Below are 18,340 nucleotides of genomic sequence, written 5' to 3'. Positions count from 1 at the left end.
CGCCCTTACGACGTTACCCGAACGGCCGCCCCGTGTTCACCGGCTCCGGGGCCACAGCCGGGGGTCCGGGGCGAAGCGGACGGTGAGGGTGCCGTCCCTGAGGGCGGCCCCGTCGACGGTGCAGCGGCGCAGCGCGGAGGGCAGGGCGACGATGCGGCGGAACGGCCCCGCGGTGAGGACGAGTTCGTCGCCGCGCCGGATCAGGTCCAGCTCCTCGCGCAGGGCGCCGGGCAGGGGGATGTGCCAGACCAGGACGCCGTCCCCGGCCAGCCGGTCGGTGACCGGCCACGCGACCCGCCCCACCGCGGGGGCGCCGTCCCCGCCGGTGCCCGGGCCCGCCTCCGCGCCCGGGACGGCCGGGGCCGCGGCGAGCGCGGCGAGGTCGTCCGCGCCGCGGGGGTCGCGTCCGAGGTGGGCGACGCGGTGCACGGCGTGGGTGCCCTGCCACTCCTCCAGGGCCTTGCGCTGCTGCGCCACCGGCCCGGCGAGCCAGCCGTCGGCCGCGCCGTCCCCGGGCAGGACGCGGTTGGCGACCAGCAGGTCGGCGCGCAGTCCGTGCAGGGCGAGGCCGAGGACGGCGGTGCGCACGGCGTCGGCCCCGGCCGGGCCGGGTTCGGCGACCAGCCGGACGACCGTGCCCGGGTCGGCCAGGACGTCCTCGGTGGCGGCCAGCTCCAGGTCCCAGCGGGCGGCGGCCTCGTAGAAGGACTCGGTCGGCATGGGCACCCCGGCGAGCCGTCCGAGGACGGGGCGCAGGGCGCGGGCCGCCTGCCGTTCGGGCGGGAGGAGGCGGCGCAGATAGCGGCGCAGCTCCCCGGGCAGGGCGAGCAGCGCGAGGGCGCGCGCGGCGGGCGGCAGGTCGACGACGAGGAGGTCGTACGCCGGTCCGTCCCCGCCGGGGGCGGCGGTGCGCAGGGCGCGCAGCAGGGCCAGTTCGTCGGCGCCGGGCAGGGGGGTGAGTTCCTCGGGGTCGAGTCGGGCGGCGCCGAGCAGTTCCAGGGCGGAGGCGGCGCGTTCCTGGAGGGCGGCGAGGTCGTCCCGGAAGCCCTGCGCGGCGTCGGGGCGCCAGGCGGTCAGCCCGGGGGCGACGGCGGCCGGGGCCGGTCCGGTGGGCGTCCCGAGGACGGCGCCGAGGGTGTCGTCGCGGTCGGCGCCCAGGAGCAGGGTGCGGGTGCCCGCACGGGCGGCGGCGAGCGCGGTGGCGGCCGCCACGGTCGTCCGTCCGCTGCCGCCGGGGCCCGTGATCAGGAGGGTGCGCATGAGGGTGAACGCTACCCGCGCGGGCGGGGCTACTTCGCGGTCGTCTCCACGCGCTTCTTCAGCCCGGCGAGGGCGCGGTCGATGATGACCTTCTCGGCCTTGCGCTTGATCATGCCGAGCATCGGGATCTTGACGTCGACGGTCAGCCGGTAGGTGACCTCGGTGCCGGTGCCGGACGGGGTGAGCAGGTAGGTGCCGTCCAGGGAGCGCAGCATCTGGGACTTGACCAGCGTCCAGGAGACCTCGTGCTCGCCGGTCCAGGTGTAGGCGAGGGTCTGGTCGTCCTTGATCGCCCCGGCGTCCATGACGAGGCGCACCTGCTCGGCGCGGCCCCGGTCGTCGGTCGCGAGGACCTCGGCCTCCTTGACCTCGCCGGTCCAGTCCGGGTACCGGGCGAAGTCGGCGATGACCGCCATGACAGCGCCGGGTGCCGCCTCGATGGTAATGCTCGAACTGGTGTGTTCCGCCATCGTCGTGGCTCCTCCGGATGCGGACGGGTGTGATGGGTGGCCGTGCGTCGCGGTGCGCCGCCGCACGCCGCCGTGACGCTCGTGCGCGCCGCGTGCAGGCTATCGCGCACGGACCCCCCGGATGTCACCACCTGCCCCGGGGCTCCGGGCCGCCCCGCTCCCGTCCGGCCCGCACACTGCTCCCGTCCGGCCCGCACACTGCTCCCGCGCCGCTCCTCCGTCTCCCCGGGCCGCGCCCCCGGCGCCTCCCGGGCGCGCCCCTCGCCCGCCGACGGCTCCCCCGGGGCGACGCCCCGGACCGCGGGACCCGGTGCGCGGCCCGGCGCGGGTTCCCCGCGCTCGCGGCACCCGGCGGGGCCCGACGCACCGCGTCCACGCGGGGCCCGCGTCGCGCCGCCGGCCCCGGGTGCGGCGCTCACCGTTGCCGGCGGGCCCGCCGGGAACGGCACCGGCCCCGTCACCGCTCCCACCGTCCGCGCCGCCGCCGTCACCACTCCAGCACCCACGGCCTCCCCGTGGCCGCGAAGTGGCCGACGTTGACGCACTCGGTCCGGCCGATCCGCATGCGCCGCGCCAGCGGCTGGTGCACGTGGCCGAACAGCGCGTAGCGCGGCCGGGTGCGCCGGATCGCGTCCAGCAGGGCCCGGCTGCCCTGCTCGAACCGGCGCGCCACCGTGTCGTAGACCAGCTCCGGGACCTCGGGCGGGATGTGGGTGCAGAGCACGTCGACCTCGCCGACGGCCTCGATCTTCGCGGCGTACTCCTCGTCCCCGATCTCGTACGGCGTGCGCATCGGGGTGCGCAGTCCGCCGCCGACGAAGCCGAAGACCCGGCCGCCGATCTCCGCCCGCTCGCCGTCGAGCACGGTGGTACCGGGCCGGGCGTACTCCGGCCACAGGGGCGGCATGTCGACATTGCCGTAGGTCGCGTACGTCGGGGTGGGGAAGGCGGCGAACATCTCGGCGTATTGTCCGCGCACCGCCCGTTCGATCAGTCCGGCGCGCTCCCCGCCCACCCCCGCCCACAGCCGGCTCGCGAACTCCCGCGCCTCGGTGAAGCGGCGGGCGGTGCGCAGCGCCACGATGCGGTCGGCGTTCTCGACGCCGAACAGGTCGGGGAAGATGCCGCGCGCGTGGTCGGCGTAGTCGAGGAAGAGGACGAGGTCGCCCAGGCAGATCAGGGCGTCGGCGCCGTCACCGGCGCGGGCCAGGTCACGGGCGTTGCCGTGGACGTCGCTGACCACATGCACCCGGGTCGTGCGGGTGCCGGACGGGGAGGAGGAGGGTGCCATGGCGATCAAGCCTAGGCAGAGCCGGGAGCCGCTGAACAGACCGTTCCGACCTGCGGTTACTGGCTCGGCTCCCGGAGTGTCGACTACTGTGCGCGAAGCAGACCCCAACCGTGTGACGCGGCGAACATCTCGCGGAGACCCCCTGTCGGAGAGGCCATACCGGCGGGTAACGTCCGGCCCGTCCACTCGTGCCCGAGCCATGGACACACCGTCGCAGCACACAACGTCGTGGCGCCGGCGCCCTATGAGGAGCAGCAGTCTTGCGCGAGTTCAGCCTTCCGGCCCTGTACGAGATCCCCGCGGACGGAAACCTCACCGACATCGTCCGCAGAAACGCCGCGCAGCATCCCGAGGTCGCCGTCATCGCCCGGAAGGCGGACGGGGTCTGGCAGGACGTGTCCGCCCGCGACTTCCTCGCCGAGGTGTGCTCCGCAGCCAAGGGGCTCATCGCCTCCGGGGTGCAGCCGGGCGACCGGGTGGGCCTGATGTCGCGGACCCGCTACGAGTGGACGCTGCTGGACTTCGCGATCTGGAGCGCGGGCGCGGTCACCGTGCCGGTGTACGAGACCAGCTCGGCGGAGCAGATCCGGTGGATCCTCGGCGACTCGGGCGCGACGGCCTGCGTCGTGGAGTCGGCCGGGCACACCGCCGCCGTGGAGTCGGTGCGCGAGGACCTCCCGGCGCTGAAGAACCTCTGGCAGATCGACGCCGGGGGCGTGGCGGAGCTGGAGCGGCTCGGGCAGGACGTCAGCGACGCGGCGGTCGAGGAGCGCGGCTCCATCGCGAAGGCCGACGACACGGCGACCATCGTCTACACCTCCGGCACCACCGGGCGCCCCAAGGGCTGTGTGCTCACCCACCGCAACTTCTTCGCGGAGTGCGGCAACGTCGTCGAGCGGCTGCGCCCGCTGTTCCGCACCGACGAGTGCTCCGTGCTGCTGTTCCTTCCGCTGGCCCACGTCTTCGGCCGGCTGGTGCAGATCGCGCCGATGATGGCGCCGATCAAGCTGGGCTGCGTCCCGGACATCCGCAGCCTCACCGACGAGCTGGCCGCCTTCCGGCCGACCCTGATCCTCGGGGTGCCGCGGGTCTTCGAGAAGGTCTACAACGCGGCGCGGGCCAGGGCGCAGGCCGACGGCAAGGGGCGGATCTTCGACCGGGCCGCCGGGACGGCCATCGCCTACAGCCGGGCGCTGGACAGCCCCTCGGGCCCCTCCCTGGGGCTGCGGATCAGGCACCGGGTCTTCGACCGGCTGGTCTACGGCAAGCTCCGCGCGGTGCTCGGCGGGCGCGGCGAGTACGCCATCTCCGGCGGCGCCCCGCTGGGCGAGCGGCTCGGCCACTTCTTCCGCGGCATCGGCTTCACCGTCCTGGAGGGCTACGGCCTGACCGAGTCGTGCGCGGCCACCGCCTTCAACCCCTGGGACCGGCAGAAGATCGGCACCGTGGGCCAGCCGCTGCCCGGCTCGGTGGTGCGCATCGCGGACGACGGGGAGGTGCTGCTCCACGGCGAGCACCTGTTCAAGGAGTACTGGAACAACCCGGCGGCGACGGCGGAGGTGCTGGCGGACGGCTGGTTCCACACCGGCGACCTCGGCACCCTCGACGAGGACGGCTATCTGCGGATCACCGGCCGCAAGAAGGAGATCATCGTCACCGCGGGCGGCAAGAACGTGGCCCCGGCGGTGATCGAGGACCGGGTCCGGGCGCACGCGCTGGTCGCGGAGTGCATGGTGGTCGGCGACGGGCGCCCGTTCGTGGCCGCGCTGATCACCCTGGACGAGGAGTTCCTCGGCCGCTGGTGCGCGGAGCACGGCAAGCCCGCCGGGTCGACGGCGGCGGCGCTGCGGGACGACCCGGACCTGCTGGCGGCGGTCCAGACGGCCGTCGACGACGGGAACGCGGCGGTGTCCAAGGCGGAGTCGGTGCGCAAGTTCCGGGTGCTGGCCACCCAGTTCACCGAGGAGTCGGGGCATCTGACACCGTCGCTGAAGCTGAAGCGGAACGTGGTGACGCGGGACTACGCGGCCGAGATCGAGACGCTCTACACCACGTAGACGGCGGCGCGGGCACGTCGGCCGGGGAACGCCGGGCTCCGGGCCACCGCCCCGCGTCCCCGGCCCGTGCCCGGACCACGGCCCCCGCTCCCGTACCCGTGCCGGACCACCGCCCCGCGCCGGACCGCGGCCCGCTACAGCAGCGCCCTCAGGTTCCCCGCCAGCAGGTCCCACCGCCAGGTCTCCTCGACCCAGGCCCGGCCCCGCTCCCCCATCCGGCGGCGCAGCTCCGGGTCGCCGAGCAGGGTGACGAGCCGGTCGGCGGTCTCCTCCGGGGAGCCGCCGCGCACCACCCAGCCGGTCTCGCCGTCGAGGACCGCGTCCGGGGCGCCGCCGGAGTCACCGGCGACGACGGGCAGCCCGGTCGCGGACGCCTCCAGGTAGACGATGCCGAGCCCCTCCACGTCCAGGCCGCCCCGACGGGTCCGGCAGGGCATCGCGAACACGTCGCCGGCGCCGTAGTGCGCGGGCAGCTCGGCCCAGGGGACGGAGCCGGTGAAGCGGACCGCGTCGGCGACCCCGGTCCCGCGGGCCAGGCGGCGCAGGTCCTTCCCGTACGGTCCCCCGCCGACGACCAGCAGCACCGCCTCCGGGTGAGCGGCCAGGACCCTGGGCATGGCCCGGATCAGCGTGTCCTGGCCCTTGCGGGGCACCAGCCGGGAGACGCACACCACGACCGGCCGCCCGGCGAGCCCCAGCCGGGCCCGCACGGCGTCGCCGCCGCTGCCCGGGTGGAAGGTCCCCTCGTCCACGCCCGGCGCCAGCCGACGCATCCGGGCGGCGGCCGACGGGGTCAGCGCGGAGGCGATCCGGGAGCGCGTGTACTCGCCCAGGTAGGTGATGGTGTCCGTCGACCCGCCGATGCGGCGCAGCAGTCGCCGGGCGACGGGGAGCTGGGCCCAGCCCGCCTCGTGGCCGTGGGTGGTGGCGACGATCCGCTCGGCGCCGGCGGCCCGCAGCGCCGGTGCCATCAGCCCGAGGGGCGCCGCCGCCCCGAACCACACCGCCGTGCACCCGTGTTCGCGCAGCAGCCCGGCCGCCCGTCGGGTCGCGCCCGGGGTGGGCAGGAGCATGGTCGTGCGGTCGCGCACGACGGTGAAGGGCTGCTCGGCGTCGAAGGCGGCGGTGGCCTCGGCTCCCTCCCGGCCACGCTTCCAGGTGGAGGCGTAGACGACCAGCCGCTCGGGGTCCAGGCGCAGCGCCATGTTGTGCAGGAACGCCTGGATGCCGCCGGGGCGGGGCGGGAAGTCGTTGGTGACGATCAAGGTCTTGCGCATCGCCGCCGACCCTACCGAACGGCCCCTCCGGGACGGCTCCGGGCCGCGCGGCGGCACCGGGTGAAGGGGCGCGGGGCGCGGGTGGCGCGGGGGTGAGCGGGTGTGGAGGGCCCGGGGGAAGCGGCGGACACGGGTGGCGCGGGCGCGGGTGGCCGGGACATCATGGCCCGACCGGCAGGACAGGCGCGGACGGGTGGTCGAACAGGTGGAGACGACGGACACGAGGCCCTCCCGGGCCCCGCTGCCGGTGACCGGAACGAAGGGACTGCCGCTGCGCCTGCCCCTGGGCGGGCTGTCGCCGGCCCGGCTGGCCCGGGGCGGGCCCGCGGTGGCCGCGCTCGTGGCGGTGTGGGCCCTGTCGCGGCTGGCACTGCTGCTGTTCGTGCTGAAGGTGTGGATCTTCCCGGGCTCGGACGTCACCGGCGACGTGTCGGTGATCTACCAGGGCTGGTCCGACGTCCTGCGGGGCGGAAGGTTTCCGCTGGACGACATCACCTGGCAGTACCCCCCGGCCGCGGCCCTGCCCGTCCTCTCCCCGGCGCTGCTGCCGTTCCTGGACTACGCGACGGCCTTCTTCGTCCTGGCCTGTGCCGCCGATCTGACCGTCCTCGCCCTGCTGGGGTACGCCGGCCGGGGCGGGGGGCGCTCCCTGCTCGGGGCCTGGGCCTGGGTGGTGGGCATGCCGCTGATCGGGCCGACGGTGTACGCCCGCTACGACGTGATGGTGACCGCCGTCGCGGTGGCCGCGGTGCTGGCCGCCGGTCGGCACCCCCGGGCCGCGGGGGCGCTGGCGGCGTTCGGGGCGCTGCTGAAGGTGTGGCCGGTCCTGGTGCTGCTCGGGATGCGCGGGCGCCGGGTGTGGGCCGCGGCGGTGGTGACCGGGGCGGGGCTGGCGGCGCTGTTCGCGGCGGCCATGCCCGGGGCGTTCGCCTTCCTGACGTTCCAGCGCGACCGGGGCACCGAGGTGGAGTCGCTGGGCGCGCTCGTCTTCCACTTCGCCCGGCAGGCGGGCTGGGAGGGCCGGGTGCTGCTGAACTACGGCTCGATGGAGTTCCTCGGCCCCCATGTGGCCACGGTGAGCACGGCGGCGATGGCGCTGACCGGGATGGTCCTCGGCTGGCTGCTGCTGTGGCGGCTGGCGGCGTCGCGGTTCACGGCGCACACGGCGGCGGACGCGGCGTTCACGGCGGTGCTGATGTTCACGGTGACCAGCAGGGTGCTCAGCCCGCAGTACATGGTGTGGCTGGTCGGCCTGGCGGCGGTCTGCTGCTGCTTCCGCACGACCCGGATGCGGCAGCCCGCCGCGCTGGTGCTGATGGCCTGCCCGGTGACCGCGCTGGAGTTCCCCGTCTGGTTCGGCCATGTCGTCACCAGCGACGCGCTGGGCGTCGGGCTGCTGCTGATGCGCAACGGGCTCCTGGTGGCGGCCGCGGTCATCGCCGCCGTCGCCCTGTGGCGCGACGCGGTCCCCCGCGACGCCGCCCTCCCGCTCCCCCACCGCGCCGGGACCCGCCCCGAGGGCGCCCCGGCGGGGCGCTGACCCGGACGAGACGCGCACCGCGTCCGGCCCCGGCCCCGGCCCCGGCCGACGGTCAGCCGGGGACGGAGCCCCCACGGCCCGGGACCCGGCTGCCCTGGGACCCGGTATTCGTGTGGACAGTGCGCCCCCGGCGGGCGCGGCCCCGCCGGTCCCCGGGGCGCCCGCTGACCGCGGCGCCCCGGGACACCGGTCCCAGGGGCCCCGGCGGCGTACCGGAGCCCCTGGACGCCGCCCCGGGCGCATCCGCCCCGTCAGCCCAGTTCCGTCCGCAGATAGGCGCGCCAGCGCTCCGTGAAGGCGTCCGGGGTCGTGCCGAGGATCCGGTCCATCGCGTCCTCCAGGGCGCCCGGACGGACGTCGTGGGAGCCGACGGCGCGGTAGAAGGCGCCGAGCCGCTCCTCGCCCCACCGGTCGGCGATCATCCGGCAGGCCAGCCAGCCGCCCTCGTAGGCGCGGGCCAGCCGGTCGGTGCGGCCGGTGAAACCGAAGTCCTCGTCCAAGGGCAGCACGGCGGGCAGCCGCCCCGCCACGACGGCGCGGGCCAGTTCGGGCGCGGCCCCGGACACGGAGCGCTCGCCGCCCCGGTAGCCGACCCAGTCGGCATACCCCTCGGAGAGCCACAGCGGGGTCGCGGGGGTGGTGTGCGGTCGGGTGGCGACATGGGCGGTCTCATGGGTGAGCACCATCTGCCTGCCCTGGTCGCCGAGGAGTTCGTACGCCTCGGGGTTGACGATGATCCGGTCGGCGGGGCCGAGACCGCTGCGACCGGTCTCGCCGGTGGTGACCGCGGCGATGCCCCGGTAGGAGGAGGGGGGCGCGGCCAGCAGCCCGGCCATGCCCGCGAGGGACCCCGGGACGAGGACGACGACCCGCCCGGCCCAGTCGCCGTCCCACGCGTCCCGCACGGCGGGCACCGCCCGGTCGGCCAGGGCGGCGAAGCCGCGCAACTCCCCGGCGGACCGGCCGACGCCCAGCACGAGGCTGTGCGCGCCCCGGACGGCCTCGACGCGGCCCTGGTCCCACGGCTGCTGGGGCGCCCCCGCCGCCGGGCGATCGGTCTCCACCTTCCAGCGCCCCTCCTCCCCCATGCGGAGCCGGACGGTGCGCCGGGCGAGGACGTCGCCCCGGTCGTACCCCTCGACCCGGTAGCGCAGGTCGACGGCGGCGGTGGCGGAGCCGCCCGTCCGCTCCACGCCCGTCACCCGGTAGGACCAGGTGGCCAGGGGCAGCGCGCCCAGGTTCGCGGACCCGGCGTCGGCGCCGGAGCGGGCGAGCACGGCCGGGTCGCGGGCCAGGACCGCCGCCGCGCGCAGGTTCAGCGTCCGCTGCACCTCGTCCCGCACGGTGTCGGCGGGCGTCCGGGCGCCGCAGCCCACGAGGGAGACGAGCAGCAGGAGCACCGCTCCCGCCGCGCGCCCCGATGTCCGACGTCCACGACCAGCCACCCGCCCGATCGTACGGGCGGCGGAACGGCGGAGTCCGGAGGGTCGGCGGTGCGGGGCTGATCGGACCCGGGTGACGAACCGCTCAGACCCCGGTGACGAACCGCTCAGACCCCGGTGACGGACCGGTCGGACCCCGGTGACGGACCGGTCGGGCCCCGGTGGCGGACCGCTCAGACCCGGGTGACGGAGGAGACCGGCATCATGCCGACCGGGTCGTAGCGCACCGCGGCCCCGGGGTAGGGGGCGTGGATGACCCGGCCGCCGCCGACGTACATGCCGATGTGGCTGGCGTCGTCCCGGTAGGCGACGAGGTCGCCGGGCCGGGCCTCGGAGAGCGGGACCCGCCGCCCCGCGTACCGCTGCGCCTGCGAGGTGCGCGGTAGCCCCACCCCGGCCCGGGCGTACGACCACTGCATCAGGCCCGAGCAGTCGAAGCCGCCGGGGCCGTTGGCGCCCCAGACGTAGGGCCTGCCGAGGGCGGAGCGGGCGGCGGCGACGGCCGCCGCGGCGCGGCCGGAGGCGGCCGGCCCCTCGGGCCCGGCCAGTCCGGCGCGGCCGGAGCGGGAGGCGCGGCCGAATCCGGCGCGGTCGTCCTCCGGGAGGGAGTTGAGCAGCCGCCGGGCGGCGGCGAGCTTGCGCTCCACGGTCTTCTTGTGGGCGGCGACGGTCCGCCGCCCCCGCTCCAGCTCGCCGAGCCTGCGGGCGGCCTCGGCGCGTTCCTGGGCCAGCTCCCGCAGGGCGCCCCGCAGTTCGGTCAGCCGGCCGGCCGACCGGCCCTCGATCCGGTCCAGCACGGAGGCCCGGTCGAGGTAGTCGTCCGGGTGCGCGGAGAGCAGCAGCTCCAGGGACGGGTCGATGCCGCCGGAGCGGTACTGGGCGCCCGCCAGCGAACCGAGGCCGTCCCGCAGGGTGTTGACCCGCTCCTGGTCCCGGGCGATCCGGTCCTGGGCGGTGCCGATCTCCGCGCGCAGGGCGCGGGTGCGCTCCCCGGCCCGGTTGTACGCCTCGGTCGCCCGCTCCGCCTCGGTGTACAGGCGGTCCACCTCGGCCCGCCGGTCCCGGCGGGAGTCGTCGTGCGGCGCCGCGGCGGCCGGCACGGCGGCGAGCACGGCGGCCGCCGCGGAGAGCAGGCCGACGGCGGCGACGGCGCCGCGGTCCGGACCGGACGGTGCAAGGCGGCGATGGGAGCCCACGGGAAGCCGCACTCCTTCCGCTGTCTGTCGGGGAAACGCGGCAGACAGTAGCCCCGTGACGGGACCCCGGCCAACGACCGAGCGGTTCGAACAAGCCGACGCCCCGTCGCTGACGCAGGTCAGCGGCGGGGCGGGAGGCGGCGACGCCGTACCGTGATTCGCCCGAACGGGCGGCACGGCAGGGGGGTGTTCCGGGGTGGCGCGGCGCCGGGTGTCAGACGCGGACGCCGAACATGAAGGGGCCGCCGATGGTGTTCATGGACTCGTACCGGACGTTGGTGCCGGTGCGCGGGGCGTGCAGCACCTGGCCGTTGCCGGCGTAGAGGCCGACGTGGTGCAGGTCGTTGAAGAAGAAGACGAGGTCGCCCACCTGGAGCTGGCTCGCGGAGTAGATCCGCGTGCCGTAGTTGGCCTGCGCCTGGGAGGTGCGCGGGATGCCGACTCCCGCCTGGGCGTAGGCCCAGGACGTCAGACCGGAGCAGTCGAAGGAGGACGGGCCGGTGGCGCCGTACACGTAGGGCGTGCCGATCTTGCCCTGCGCCGCGCCGAAGGCCGCCCCGGCACGGCCGGAGGAGGGCGCCGCGGGGGTCGCCGTCGACGGGGAGGCGGAGGACGAGGAGGAGGAGGACGACGACGAGGACGGGTTGGCGGAGAGCGCCTGGCGCTCGCTGGCGCGGGTGGCGCGCTGCTCCTCGGCGGCGATGGCCGCCTTCTCCGCGGCGGTGAGGGTGTTCAGCAGTCTCTGGGCGGAGGAGAGCTTGCCCTGGACTTCCTTCTTCTTCTTGCCCAGTTCGGTGCGGGTGGCGGAGAGGTCCTTGAGCTTCTCCGTGGCCTCGGCACGCTGCTGGGAGAGGGTGCGCTGCTTCTCCTGGATCTTCTTCAGCGCCTCGACCTGCTGACCGCTGAGCTGGTTGAGCGTGGACGCCTTGTCCAGATAGCTGTCCGGGTCGGCCGACAGGAAGAGCTGCAGGGACGGGTCTATGCCGCCCGAGCGGTACTGGGCGCTCGCCATCGAACCGAGGCCGTCGCGCAGGTCGTTGAGCTCCTCCTGACCGCGGGCGACGTTGTCCTGGATGGTGGAGATCTCCTTCTGGAGCTTCTCCTGCTTCTCCTTGGCCCCGTTGTACTTCTCGGTGGCCTGCTCCGCCTCTTCGTAGAGCTTGTCGACCTTGGACTTGACCTCGTCCTTGTTCGGCTTCTCGCTCGGCGCGGCGTTGGCGGCCTGCGAGCTGAGAGCGACAGCGGCGGCGGCCGCGGTGGTGAGCACGGTCACACGGGTGCGGCTCGGCTGTTTGGGACGACGGTGGGACGCCACGGAGACGAGCTCCTTCTTGAGAGGGACAACCCGTTCGAGGGTTCGAAGCCAGACCCTAGTGACCAAGTCGTGATGAGTTCAAATCCTCAGCCGAAAATAGTGTGAGTGGTGAGGCATATTTTGCCGTGAAATCACCGCTGGTGAGGCGCCCCTGACAGTCCGTCGCCCCATATCACCTCAATCCGGTCATGCGGCATGTGAGCCGCATACGGAACATGGATGAGCTGAACGGATGGATCGGTCACAGCGGTTGACACGGACGGTCCGGACGGTCTTGCAGGGGCGGCGGGGCGGCCCGGGCCTCCTCGCTCGGGGCACGGACGGCGGGGCGGCCGTGCCGTTCACGGCGACGGGAGGCGCGGGACGGACGGCACCGGAGGGGGCGCGAGGGCGCGGGAGGGCACGAGGGACCGCGGCGGGAGGCGGAACGCCGGGAGGGGGCGGAGGCTCAGCCCCGCGAGAAGCGCTTGAGGAGGACCGCCGAGGCCACCGGCCTGGCCCCCGCCCTGGCCACCCCGTCGGCCACCTCGCGGTCGGTGGAGGCGACGATGACCGGGCGTCCGGGCGGCTCGGCGCGCACCAGCTGGCGGATCAGCTCGTCGGCGGTGACCCCCGGCTTGGAGAACAGCACCCGCACCCCGCGCGGCGGCGCGAGCAGCACCGGCGCCGCCAGCTCCGCGCCGTCGAAGACGCAGGTGGTCTCGGCGCCGGTCTGCGCGGCGAGCTGGGAGAGCTGGCCGAGCAGCCGCAGCCGCTGCTTCTCCAGCGGCATCTGCGGATAGCCGGTCTTGGTGACGTTGTAGCCGTCGACCACCAGATGGGCCTGGGGCAGCGCGAGCAACTGGTCGAGAATGGCCGGGTCGTTCTCGGAGAGCGCGCGGGCCGCGATGTCCTTCGGCGTCATCCGGCCGGGCTCCACCGCGTCCACCGTCTCCGCGGGCCGCACCGACACCGGCGGCAGCGCCAGCTCCCGGCGCAGCCCCTGCGCGGACTCCAGCACGGTGTCCAGCAGCAGCCGCACCCGCATGTCCTCGACGCTGCGGCCCTCGCGCGCCGCCCGGCGGGTGGCCTCCAGGGCGGCCTCCGCCTCCCCGAGCCGGGTCCGCAGCCGCCGCGTCTCGCTCTCGGCGGCGGAGACCTGGGCGTGGCTCTCGGCGCGGACCGCCTCGGCCTCGTCGCGCGCCTTGCGCAGCGCCGCCTCGCCCCGCTTCACGTCGCTGAGCGCGGAGCGCAGCTTGCGGTGCAGGGAGTCGGCCTCCTTCCGCACCGCCTCCAGCTCACCGCGCAGCCGCTCCGTCTCGGAGCGGGTGTGGTCCCGGGCGCGGGCCAGCTCCTCGCGCAGCCGCTCCAGTTCGGCGCGGCTCTCCTCGCCGGCCCGCTCGGCGTCCGCGCGCTGCGCCTCCTCGCCTGCGGCGGCGACCAGCTTGACCCAGCCGTGGGGGCGCAGCACATAGGCAGCGGCGGCCACGTCGAGGGGGTCGGCGGCGGGGGGCAGGGAGCCGGAGTCCAGGGCCCCGGCCAGCTCGGGCTGGGCCTCCCGGAGCTTCTCCCCGATGCGCTGGCGGAACAGCGGATCGCTCTCCACGGCGGCGGCCATGGCGTTCCCGGCGAACTTGGTCCGGCGGTTCGGGGCGAAGCGGGCGTACTGGCGCAGCTGCGCGGGCAGTTCGGTGAGGGTCAGCCCGCCGAAGCCGTCCGAGACGATCTGGACGACCCTGCGGCGCACGCCGTCGGGCAGCGGCCGGTCGAGCACCTCGGCGGCGCCGTCGTCCGGCTCCCCGCTCCGCGTCTCCGCCATCCGTCACCCCAATACTGAGCAGGGTCCCGCAGGGGGACCACCTGCCGGGTCCGCTCCGCTCAGGAGCCGGCGCCCGGCCTGTCCACGAGTTCGACCTGGTCCACGGCGTTGCACCAGCGGCACCGCACCGACTCGATGGTCTCACCGAGCACCTCGCGCTCCTCGACCTTCGGCTCTCCGGCCAGGTCCAGGTGGACGTACTCGACGACCTTCGACGCCCGGGTGACGTCGAAGCGGGTGAGGTTTCCGCAGAGGGTGCAGCGCCACCGGGTGGTGGCCGTGGGCAGGGGAACCGTCATCGTGGCTGTTCGCTCTCTTCCGCAGGCGATGACGCGCCGGACCGCGCCCGGTGCGTGTAGGCACGTAACCCTACGGCCTGGCGGGTACGCTCCGCCCGCCCGTCCGCGGCGGCGAGGCGATACGGGGTGATTCGTACCGTTGCGTCATGCTCTGTAGTCATGATCCGCACCTGGTTCTCGGCGGCCCTCCGGACGGTCCGGGCCCCGCGCCGGTCCCGCCCGCCGCGGAGCCGGGCCGCCCCGGTGACCCATGCGCTGATCGCCCTGTGCTGCGCACTGTTCGTGATCAGCCCGGCGGCGGGCCTGAACCCGGCGTACGGCACCGGAGAGGAGCTGCTCACGGCGCAGCGCGCCCACTTCCACCGCTGGGGGGTGATCCCGGCGGACCTGTTCGCGCCCCTGCCGGGCTCCTGGGCGACCCCGGTCACCGCCCTGTTCGTGCACGGAAGCTGGGTCCACCTGCTCGGGAACATGCTGTTCCTGTACGTCTTCGGGGCGATGACCGAGGCGCGGCTGGGCGGGGTGCGGTACCTGCTGTTCTACCTGGGCTGCGGCGCCCTGGCCCTGCTCGGCTACGCGGCCGACAACCCGGGGTCGGAGCAGTCCCTGGTGGGTGCCTCGGGGGCGATCTCGGCGGTGCTCGGCGCGTTCCTGTTCCTGTTCCCGCGCGCCCGGGTGACCAGTCTGCTGCCGTTCGCCTTCTTCCTGCCGCTGCGCTTCCCGGCCTGGGTGGTGCTGCCGTTCTGGGCGGCGTTGCAGTGGGCGGCCGCCGGACGGGCGGGCGACGGGCCGGGGGTCGCCTATCTGGCCCATCTGGTCGGCTTCGGGCTGGGCTTCCTCTTCGCCTGGGTGGGCCCCGGGCGTACGACTAGAGTGAGGAGCGTTCCAGCGACGGCCCCCGAGGGAGAGAACCAGCCGTGATCAGCGCGATCGTCCTCATCAAGACCAGCGTGGACCGGATTCCCGAGATCGCGGAGCGGATCGCCGCGCTGGAGAACGTGACCGAGGTGTTCTCGGTGACCGGCACCTACGACCTGATCGCCATGGTGCGGGTGCGCCGCCACGACGAGCTGGCCGAGGTGATCCCCGGCCGGATCAGCAAGATCCCGGGGGTGGAGGGCACGGACACGCACGTGGCGTTCCGCACCTACTCCCAGCACGACCTGGAGGCGGCCTTCGCGATCGGGCTGGACAACTAGGGCATCTCGTCTGGATCATGCCGGGCTCGCGGGGTCTGGCCTGATCCAGACGAAAGACCCCAGGCTCCCCCCGGCGGCTCCCCCCGGCGGCTCCGCCCCGTCCCTCCGGCCGCGGGCCCCCGTCCCGCCCGGCCGCAGGCGCCCCGCCCCGTCGGCCGGGGTCCCGGCGGGCGCCGCCCGACGGAGCCGGAGCGGGCCGGGCTCAGCGCGCCGCGGAGGTGTCCGGGACGCAGCGGCCGTCCACCGCGCGGTACGTCCAGCGGGCGCCCTCGCCGACCAGCTCCCCCACCGCGGCCAGGAAGCGTTCCACGTGCTCGTCCGGAGTGCCCGCGCCGAAGCTGACCCGGACGGCGTTCAGCGGCTGCTCCCCCGCGTCCCCCTCCGGCGCGCCGCAGGCGCCCCCGGTGCCGGGGTCGCCGCCGAGCAGGAGCCGCACCAGCGGATGGGCGCAGAACAGCCCGTCGCGCACCCCGATGCCGTACTCGGCGGAGAGGGCGGCGGCGAAGTGGGAGCTGTTCCACCCCTCGACGACGAAGGACAGCACGCCCACCCGCGGGGCGTCGTCGCCGAACAGGGACAGCACCCGGACCCCGGGCACCCGGGCGAGCCCCTCCCGCACCCTCTCGACCAGCCGCCGCTCGCGGGTGACCAGGGTGTCGAATCCGGCCTCGGTGAGCGCCTCGCAGGCGGAGGCGATGGCGTAGGCGCCGATGACGTTGGGCGATCCGGCCTCGTGCCGGGCGGTGCCGTCGTGCCAGACCACGTCGACGCCGCCGTCGGCGCGCCGGGTGACCGCGCGGCTGGCGCCGCCCCCGGCCAGGTACGGCTCCGCGCCGCCGAGCCAGTCGGCGCGGCCGGCCAGCACCCCGGAGCCGAAGGGGGCGTAGAGCTTGTGACCGGAGAAGGCGACCCAGTCGACGTCGAGCGCGGTGACCGAGACGGGGTGGTGCGGGGCGAGTTGCGCGGCGTCGAGCACGATCCGGGCACCGTGGGCATGGGCGGCGGCGGCCAGTTCGCGCACCGGCCACAGCTCGCCGGTCACGTTGGAGGCGCCGGTGACGCAGACCAGGGCGGGGGCGTGGGGTTCCCGGGCGGCGAGGGCGCGCTCCAGGATCTCGACGGCGCGGCCGGGCGAGCGCGGGGCGTCGAGGACGGTGACGTCGGCGTTCCGCCAGGGCAGCAGGGCGGCGTGGTGCTCGGTCTCGAAGACGAACACCCGGCAGCCCTCGGGCAGCGCCCCGGCCAGCAGGTTCAGGGAGTCGGTGGTGGACCGGGTGAAGACGACCTGGTCGTCCTCGCGGCAGCCGAGGAAGCGGGCGACGGTGGCGCGGGCGTTCTCGAACAGGTCGGTCGAGAGCTGCGACAGGTATCCGGCGCCCCGGTGGACGCTGCCGTAGTACGGGGCGTAGGCCGCCACGTCGTCCCAGACCCGCTGGAGCGCGGGGGTGCTGGCGGCGTAGTCGAGCGCCGCGTAGGTGACCTCGCCGCCGGTGACCAGCGGCACGGTGACGTCCCGGCCCAGCACGGGCAGCGGGGCGGAGCAGGCGTCGGTGCCGGGTGCGGGGATCGCCTCGGCGGGGCCGCAGGCCGGGGCGGCGGACCGGTGGGCGGCGGAGGAGGCGGAGGCGGGGACGACGGAAACGGACATGACGGAACTCCCGTGAAGGCAGGTGGGATTCACCGCGCGGGGACAGGGGGGGCACCGGCGCGGGAAGGGTGACAGGAAACGCGGAGGCGGGGCTCGGCGGCCCTATCGCATTCGCTGGTTCACGGAAGAGGCTCCCTCGTACGACCAGGACCCCTGGTGTTCGCGAGGGGTCCGCGCTTGCCGTGGACCTTGCTGTCCACTGCCTGGTCCTCACCCGGGGCACCCCGCCACGGACGGAGGGTTGCCGGACAGTCGGCCGGGGCCGCATGACTGTCACTCATGACCTGGAAAGGAAGTTACGGGAAGACGGCGGCGTCCCGCAACCCCGGACCGGATCGCGGGACGCCTCGCACGGGGGACGCCGGTGTGTCAGCCGTTGCTGGCGGCCACCCAGCGCTCCAGGGTCCGCGCGGCCGCGCCCGAGTCGATCGCCTCGGCGGCCCGGTCCATGCCGGCCCGGATCCGCTCCGTCAGGGTCCCGCCGCCGGGCCGCAGGGCCACCAGGGCCGCCGCCGAGTTCAGCAGCACCGCGTCGCGCACCGGCCCCCGCTCGCCGCTCAGCAGCCGCCGGGCGACATCGGCGTTGTACGAGGCGTCGGCGCCGCGCAGCGCCTCGACGGGGACGAGGTCGATGCCGACGTCGCGGGGGTCGAAGGCCTCCTCGGTGACCCCGCCGTCCCGGACCACCCAGACCCGCGAGGTGGCGCAGGTGGTCAGCTCGTCCAGCCCGTCGTCGCCCCGGAAGACCAGGGAGGAGTGGCCGCGCTCGGCGAACACCCCGGCCATGATGGGCGCCATCCGGGCGTGGGCGACGCCGATCGCCTGTGCCTTCACCCGGGCCGGGTTGGTCAGCGGACCCAGGTAGTTGAAGACCGTGCGGATGCCCAGCTGGCCCCGCGCGGCGGCGACATGGCGCAGCGAGGGATGGAACTTCACCGCGAAGCAGAAGGTGATCCCGGCCTCCTCGGCGACCTCCGCCACCCGCTGCGGCGCCAGCTGCAGATTGACGCCGAGCTTCTCCAGGACGTCGGAGGCGCCGGACGCCGAGGAGGCGGCCCGGTTGCCGTGCTTGACGACCCTCGCCCCGGTGCCCGCCACCACGATGGCGGACATGGTGGAGATGTTGACGGTCTTGGCGCCGTCGCCGCCGGTGCCGACGATGTCGACGGTCTCGCCCGGCACCTCGATCACATTGGCGTGCTCGTACATCGTGCGGACCAGCCCGGAGATCTCCTCGACGGTCTCGCCCTTGGCGCGCAGCGCCACCGCGAACCCGGCGATCTGCGCGTCGGTCGCCTCGCCGCGCATGATCACGTCCAGCGCCCAGGCGGTCTCGTCGGCGGACAGGTCCCGCCCGTCGAGCAGTCCGTTCAGCAGGGCGGGCCAGGAGCGGCCCGCCGCGGTGTCGCCTCCAGCGGGTGCCACAGCGCTCATGAGCCGTCCTGCCTTCGTGTGATTCCGGGAGATGGTCTCCCCCACCCTATCCAGGCACGGGCACGGCGCAGGGCCCCGTCCGGGGAACGGACGGGGCCCTGCGTCGTGGTGTGG

Annotated in this window: 15 protein-coding genes and 1 riboswitch; of the genes, 4 read left to right on the top strand and 11 right to left on the bottom strand. The window is 75.2% G+C overall.

The window, feature by feature from the left end:
• Positions 1-36 precede the first annotated feature (36 nt).
• The 3 genes from GTY84_RS06565 to GTY84_RS06555 form a co-directional block, all read right to left on the bottom strand.
• Positions 37-1,260: an ArsA-related P-loop ATPase gene (locus GTY84_RS06565; RefSeq protein ID WP_161225144.1), complete on the bottom strand. Its 1,224-nt coding sequence runs from the start codon at positions 1,258-1,260 to the stop codon at positions 37-39.
• Between the two features lie 29 nt (positions 1,261-1,289).
• Positions 1,290-1,730 (bottom strand): SRPBCC family protein, encoded by a 441-nt coding sequence (locus tag GTY84_RS06560; protein ID WP_161225143.1) that lies wholly within the window; start codon positions 1,728-1,730, stop codon positions 1,290-1,292.
• Between the two features lie 487 nt (positions 1,731-2,217).
• Complete coding sequence (locus GTY84_RS06555) at positions 2,218-3,021, bottom strand: metallophosphoesterase (protein ID WP_161225142.1); 804 nt, start codon at positions 3,019-3,021, stop codon at positions 2,218-2,220.
• Between the two features lie 260 nt (positions 3,022-3,281).
• Here GTY84_RS06555 and GTY84_RS06550 point away from each other — a divergent pair, with 260 nt between their 5' ends.
• Positions 3,282-5,078 carry an AMP-dependent synthetase/ligase gene (locus GTY84_RS06550; RefSeq protein ID WP_161225141.1) on the top strand — a complete coding sequence of 599 codons (1,797 nt, stop codon included), beginning with the start codon at positions 3,282-3,284 and terminating at the stop codon, positions 5,076-5,078.
• A gap of 134 nt (positions 5,079-5,212) precedes the next feature.
• Here GTY84_RS06550 and GTY84_RS06545 read toward each other — a convergent pair whose 3' ends face one another.
• On the bottom strand, positions 5,213-6,355 hold the full coding sequence (locus GTY84_RS06545) for a glycosyltransferase family 4 protein (RefSeq protein ID WP_161225140.1): 1,143 nt from the start codon (positions 6,353-6,355) through the stop codon (positions 5,213-5,215).
• 292 nt (positions 6,356-6,647) lie between these two features.
• Between GTY84_RS06545 and GTY84_RS06540 the strand changes: the two genes are divergently transcribed.
• Positions 6,648-7,895 (top strand): glycosyltransferase 87 family protein, encoded by a 1,248-nt coding sequence (locus tag GTY84_RS06540; RefSeq protein ID WP_161225401.1) that lies wholly within the window; start codon positions 6,648-6,650, stop codon positions 7,893-7,895.
• A 251-nt stretch (positions 7,896-8,146) separates the two neighbouring features.
• Here the strand turns inward: GTY84_RS06540 and GTY84_RS06535 are convergent, their stop codons facing one another.
• From GTY84_RS06535 to GTY84_RS06515, 5 genes are all read right to left on the bottom strand, one after another.
• Positions 8,147-9,340 carry a hypothetical protein gene (locus GTY84_RS06535; protein WP_161225139.1) on the bottom strand — a complete coding sequence of 398 codons (1,194 nt, stop codon included), beginning with the start codon at positions 9,338-9,340 and terminating at the stop codon, positions 8,147-8,149.
• 170 nt (positions 9,341-9,510) lie between these two features.
• The gene (locus GTY84_RS06530) at positions 9,511-10,533 is read right to left on the bottom strand and encodes a C40 family peptidase (RefSeq protein WP_161225138.1); all 1,023 of its coding nucleotides are present in this window, start codon (positions 10,531-10,533) and stop codon (positions 9,511-9,513) included.
• Positions 10,534-10,747: 214 nt separating this feature from the next.
• Positions 10,748-11,848: an NlpC/P60 family protein gene (locus GTY84_RS06525; RefSeq protein WP_161225137.1), complete on the bottom strand. Its 1,101-nt coding sequence runs from the start codon at positions 11,846-11,848 to the stop codon at positions 10,748-10,750.
• Between the two features lie 448 nt (positions 11,849-12,296).
• The gene (locus tag GTY84_RS06520; RefSeq protein ID WP_161225136.1) at positions 12,297-13,646 is read right to left on the bottom strand and encodes an NYN domain-containing protein; all 1,350 of its coding nucleotides are present in this window, start codon (positions 13,644-13,646) and stop codon (positions 12,297-12,299) included.
• Positions 13,647-13,705: 59 nt separating this feature from the next.
• Positions 13,706-13,945, bottom strand: a complete 240-nt coding sequence (locus tag GTY84_RS06515; RefSeq protein WP_161225135.1) for a hypothetical protein — start codon at positions 13,943-13,945, stop codon at positions 13,706-13,708.
• Between the two features lie 159 nt (positions 13,946-14,104).
• Here GTY84_RS06515 and GTY84_RS06510 point away from each other — a divergent pair, with 159 nt between their 5' ends.
• Together GTY84_RS06510 and GTY84_RS06505 are read left to right on the top strand one after the other, a co-directional pair.
• Entirely contained in the window at positions 14,105-14,866 is a 762-nt protein-coding gene (locus tag GTY84_RS06510) for a rhomboid family intramembrane serine protease (RefSeq protein WP_161225134.1), read from the top strand.
• Positions 14,863-15,144, top strand: coding sequence for an Lrp/AsnC ligand binding domain-containing protein (locus GTY84_RS06505; RefSeq protein WP_161225133.1), 282 nt, complete (start codon positions 14,863-14,865; stop codon positions 15,142-15,144). The genes GTY84_RS06510 and GTY84_RS06505 overlap by 4 nt, the downstream gene beginning before the upstream one ends.
• Positions 15,145-15,346: 202 nt before the next feature.
• Here GTY84_RS06505 and GTY84_RS06500 read toward each other — a convergent pair whose 3' ends face one another.
• Together GTY84_RS06500 and trpD are read right to left on the bottom strand one after the other, a co-directional pair.
• Positions 15,347-16,792 carry an aminotransferase class V-fold PLP-dependent enzyme gene (locus GTY84_RS06500; RefSeq protein WP_161225132.1) on the bottom strand — a complete coding sequence of 482 codons (1,446 nt, stop codon included), beginning with the start codon at positions 16,790-16,792 and terminating at the stop codon, positions 15,347-15,349.
• A 168-nt stretch (positions 16,793-16,960) separates the two neighbouring features.
• Positions 16,961-17,077: riboswitch (SAM riboswitch) on the bottom strand.
• Positions 17,078-17,161: 84 nt separating this feature from the next.
• Positions 17,162-18,226, bottom strand: a complete 1,065-nt coding sequence (gene trpD / locus GTY84_RS06495; protein WP_161225131.1) for an anthranilate phosphoribosyltransferase — start codon at positions 18,224-18,226, stop codon at positions 17,162-17,164.
• Positions 18,227-18,340: the final 114 nt, after the last annotated feature.

The organism is Streptomyces sp. SID8352, assembly GCF_009862265.1.
GTDB lineage: Bacteria > Actinomycetota > Actinomycetes > Streptomycetales > Streptomycetaceae > Streptomyces.
This window is presented reverse-complemented; position numbering and strand designations above follow the sequence as displayed.

Excerpts from the sequence above, each read along its gene's own strand:
- GTY84_RS06565 (WP_161225144.1), bottom strand. The coding sequence starts at position 1,260 with ATGCGCACCCTCCTGATCACGGGCCCCGGCGGCAGCGGACGGACGACC.
- GTY84_RS06560 (WP_161225143.1), bottom strand. The coding sequence starts at position 1,730 with ATGGCGGAACACACCAGTTCGAGCATTACCATCGAGGCGGCACCCGGC.
- GTY84_RS06555 (WP_161225142.1), bottom strand. The coding sequence starts at position 3,021 with ATGGCACCCTCCTCCTCCCCGTCCGGCACCCGCACGACCCGGGTGCAT.
- GTY84_RS06545 (WP_161225140.1), bottom strand. The coding sequence starts at position 6,355 with ATGCGCAAGACCTTGATCGTCACCAACGACTTCCCGCCCCGCCCCGGC.
- GTY84_RS06520 (WP_161225136.1), bottom strand. The coding sequence starts at position 13,646 with ATGGCGGAGACGCGGAGCGGGGAGCCGGACGACGGCGCCGCCGAGGTG.
- GTY84_RS06515 (WP_161225135.1), bottom strand. The coding sequence starts at position 13,945 with ATGACGGTTCCCCTGCCCACGGCCACCACCCGGTGGCGCTGCACCCTC.
- GTY84_RS06510 (WP_161225134.1), top strand. The coding sequence starts at position 14,105 with ATGATCCGCACCTGGTTCTCGGCGGCCCTCCGGACGGTCCGGGCCCCG.
- GTY84_RS06500 (WP_161225132.1), bottom strand. The coding sequence starts at position 16,792 with ATGTCCGTTTCCGTCGTCCCCGCCTCCGCCTCCTCCGCCGCCCACCGG.
- trpD (WP_161225131.1), bottom strand. The coding sequence starts at position 18,226 with ATGAGCGCTGTGGCACCCGCTGGAGGCGACACCGCGGCGGGCCGCTCC.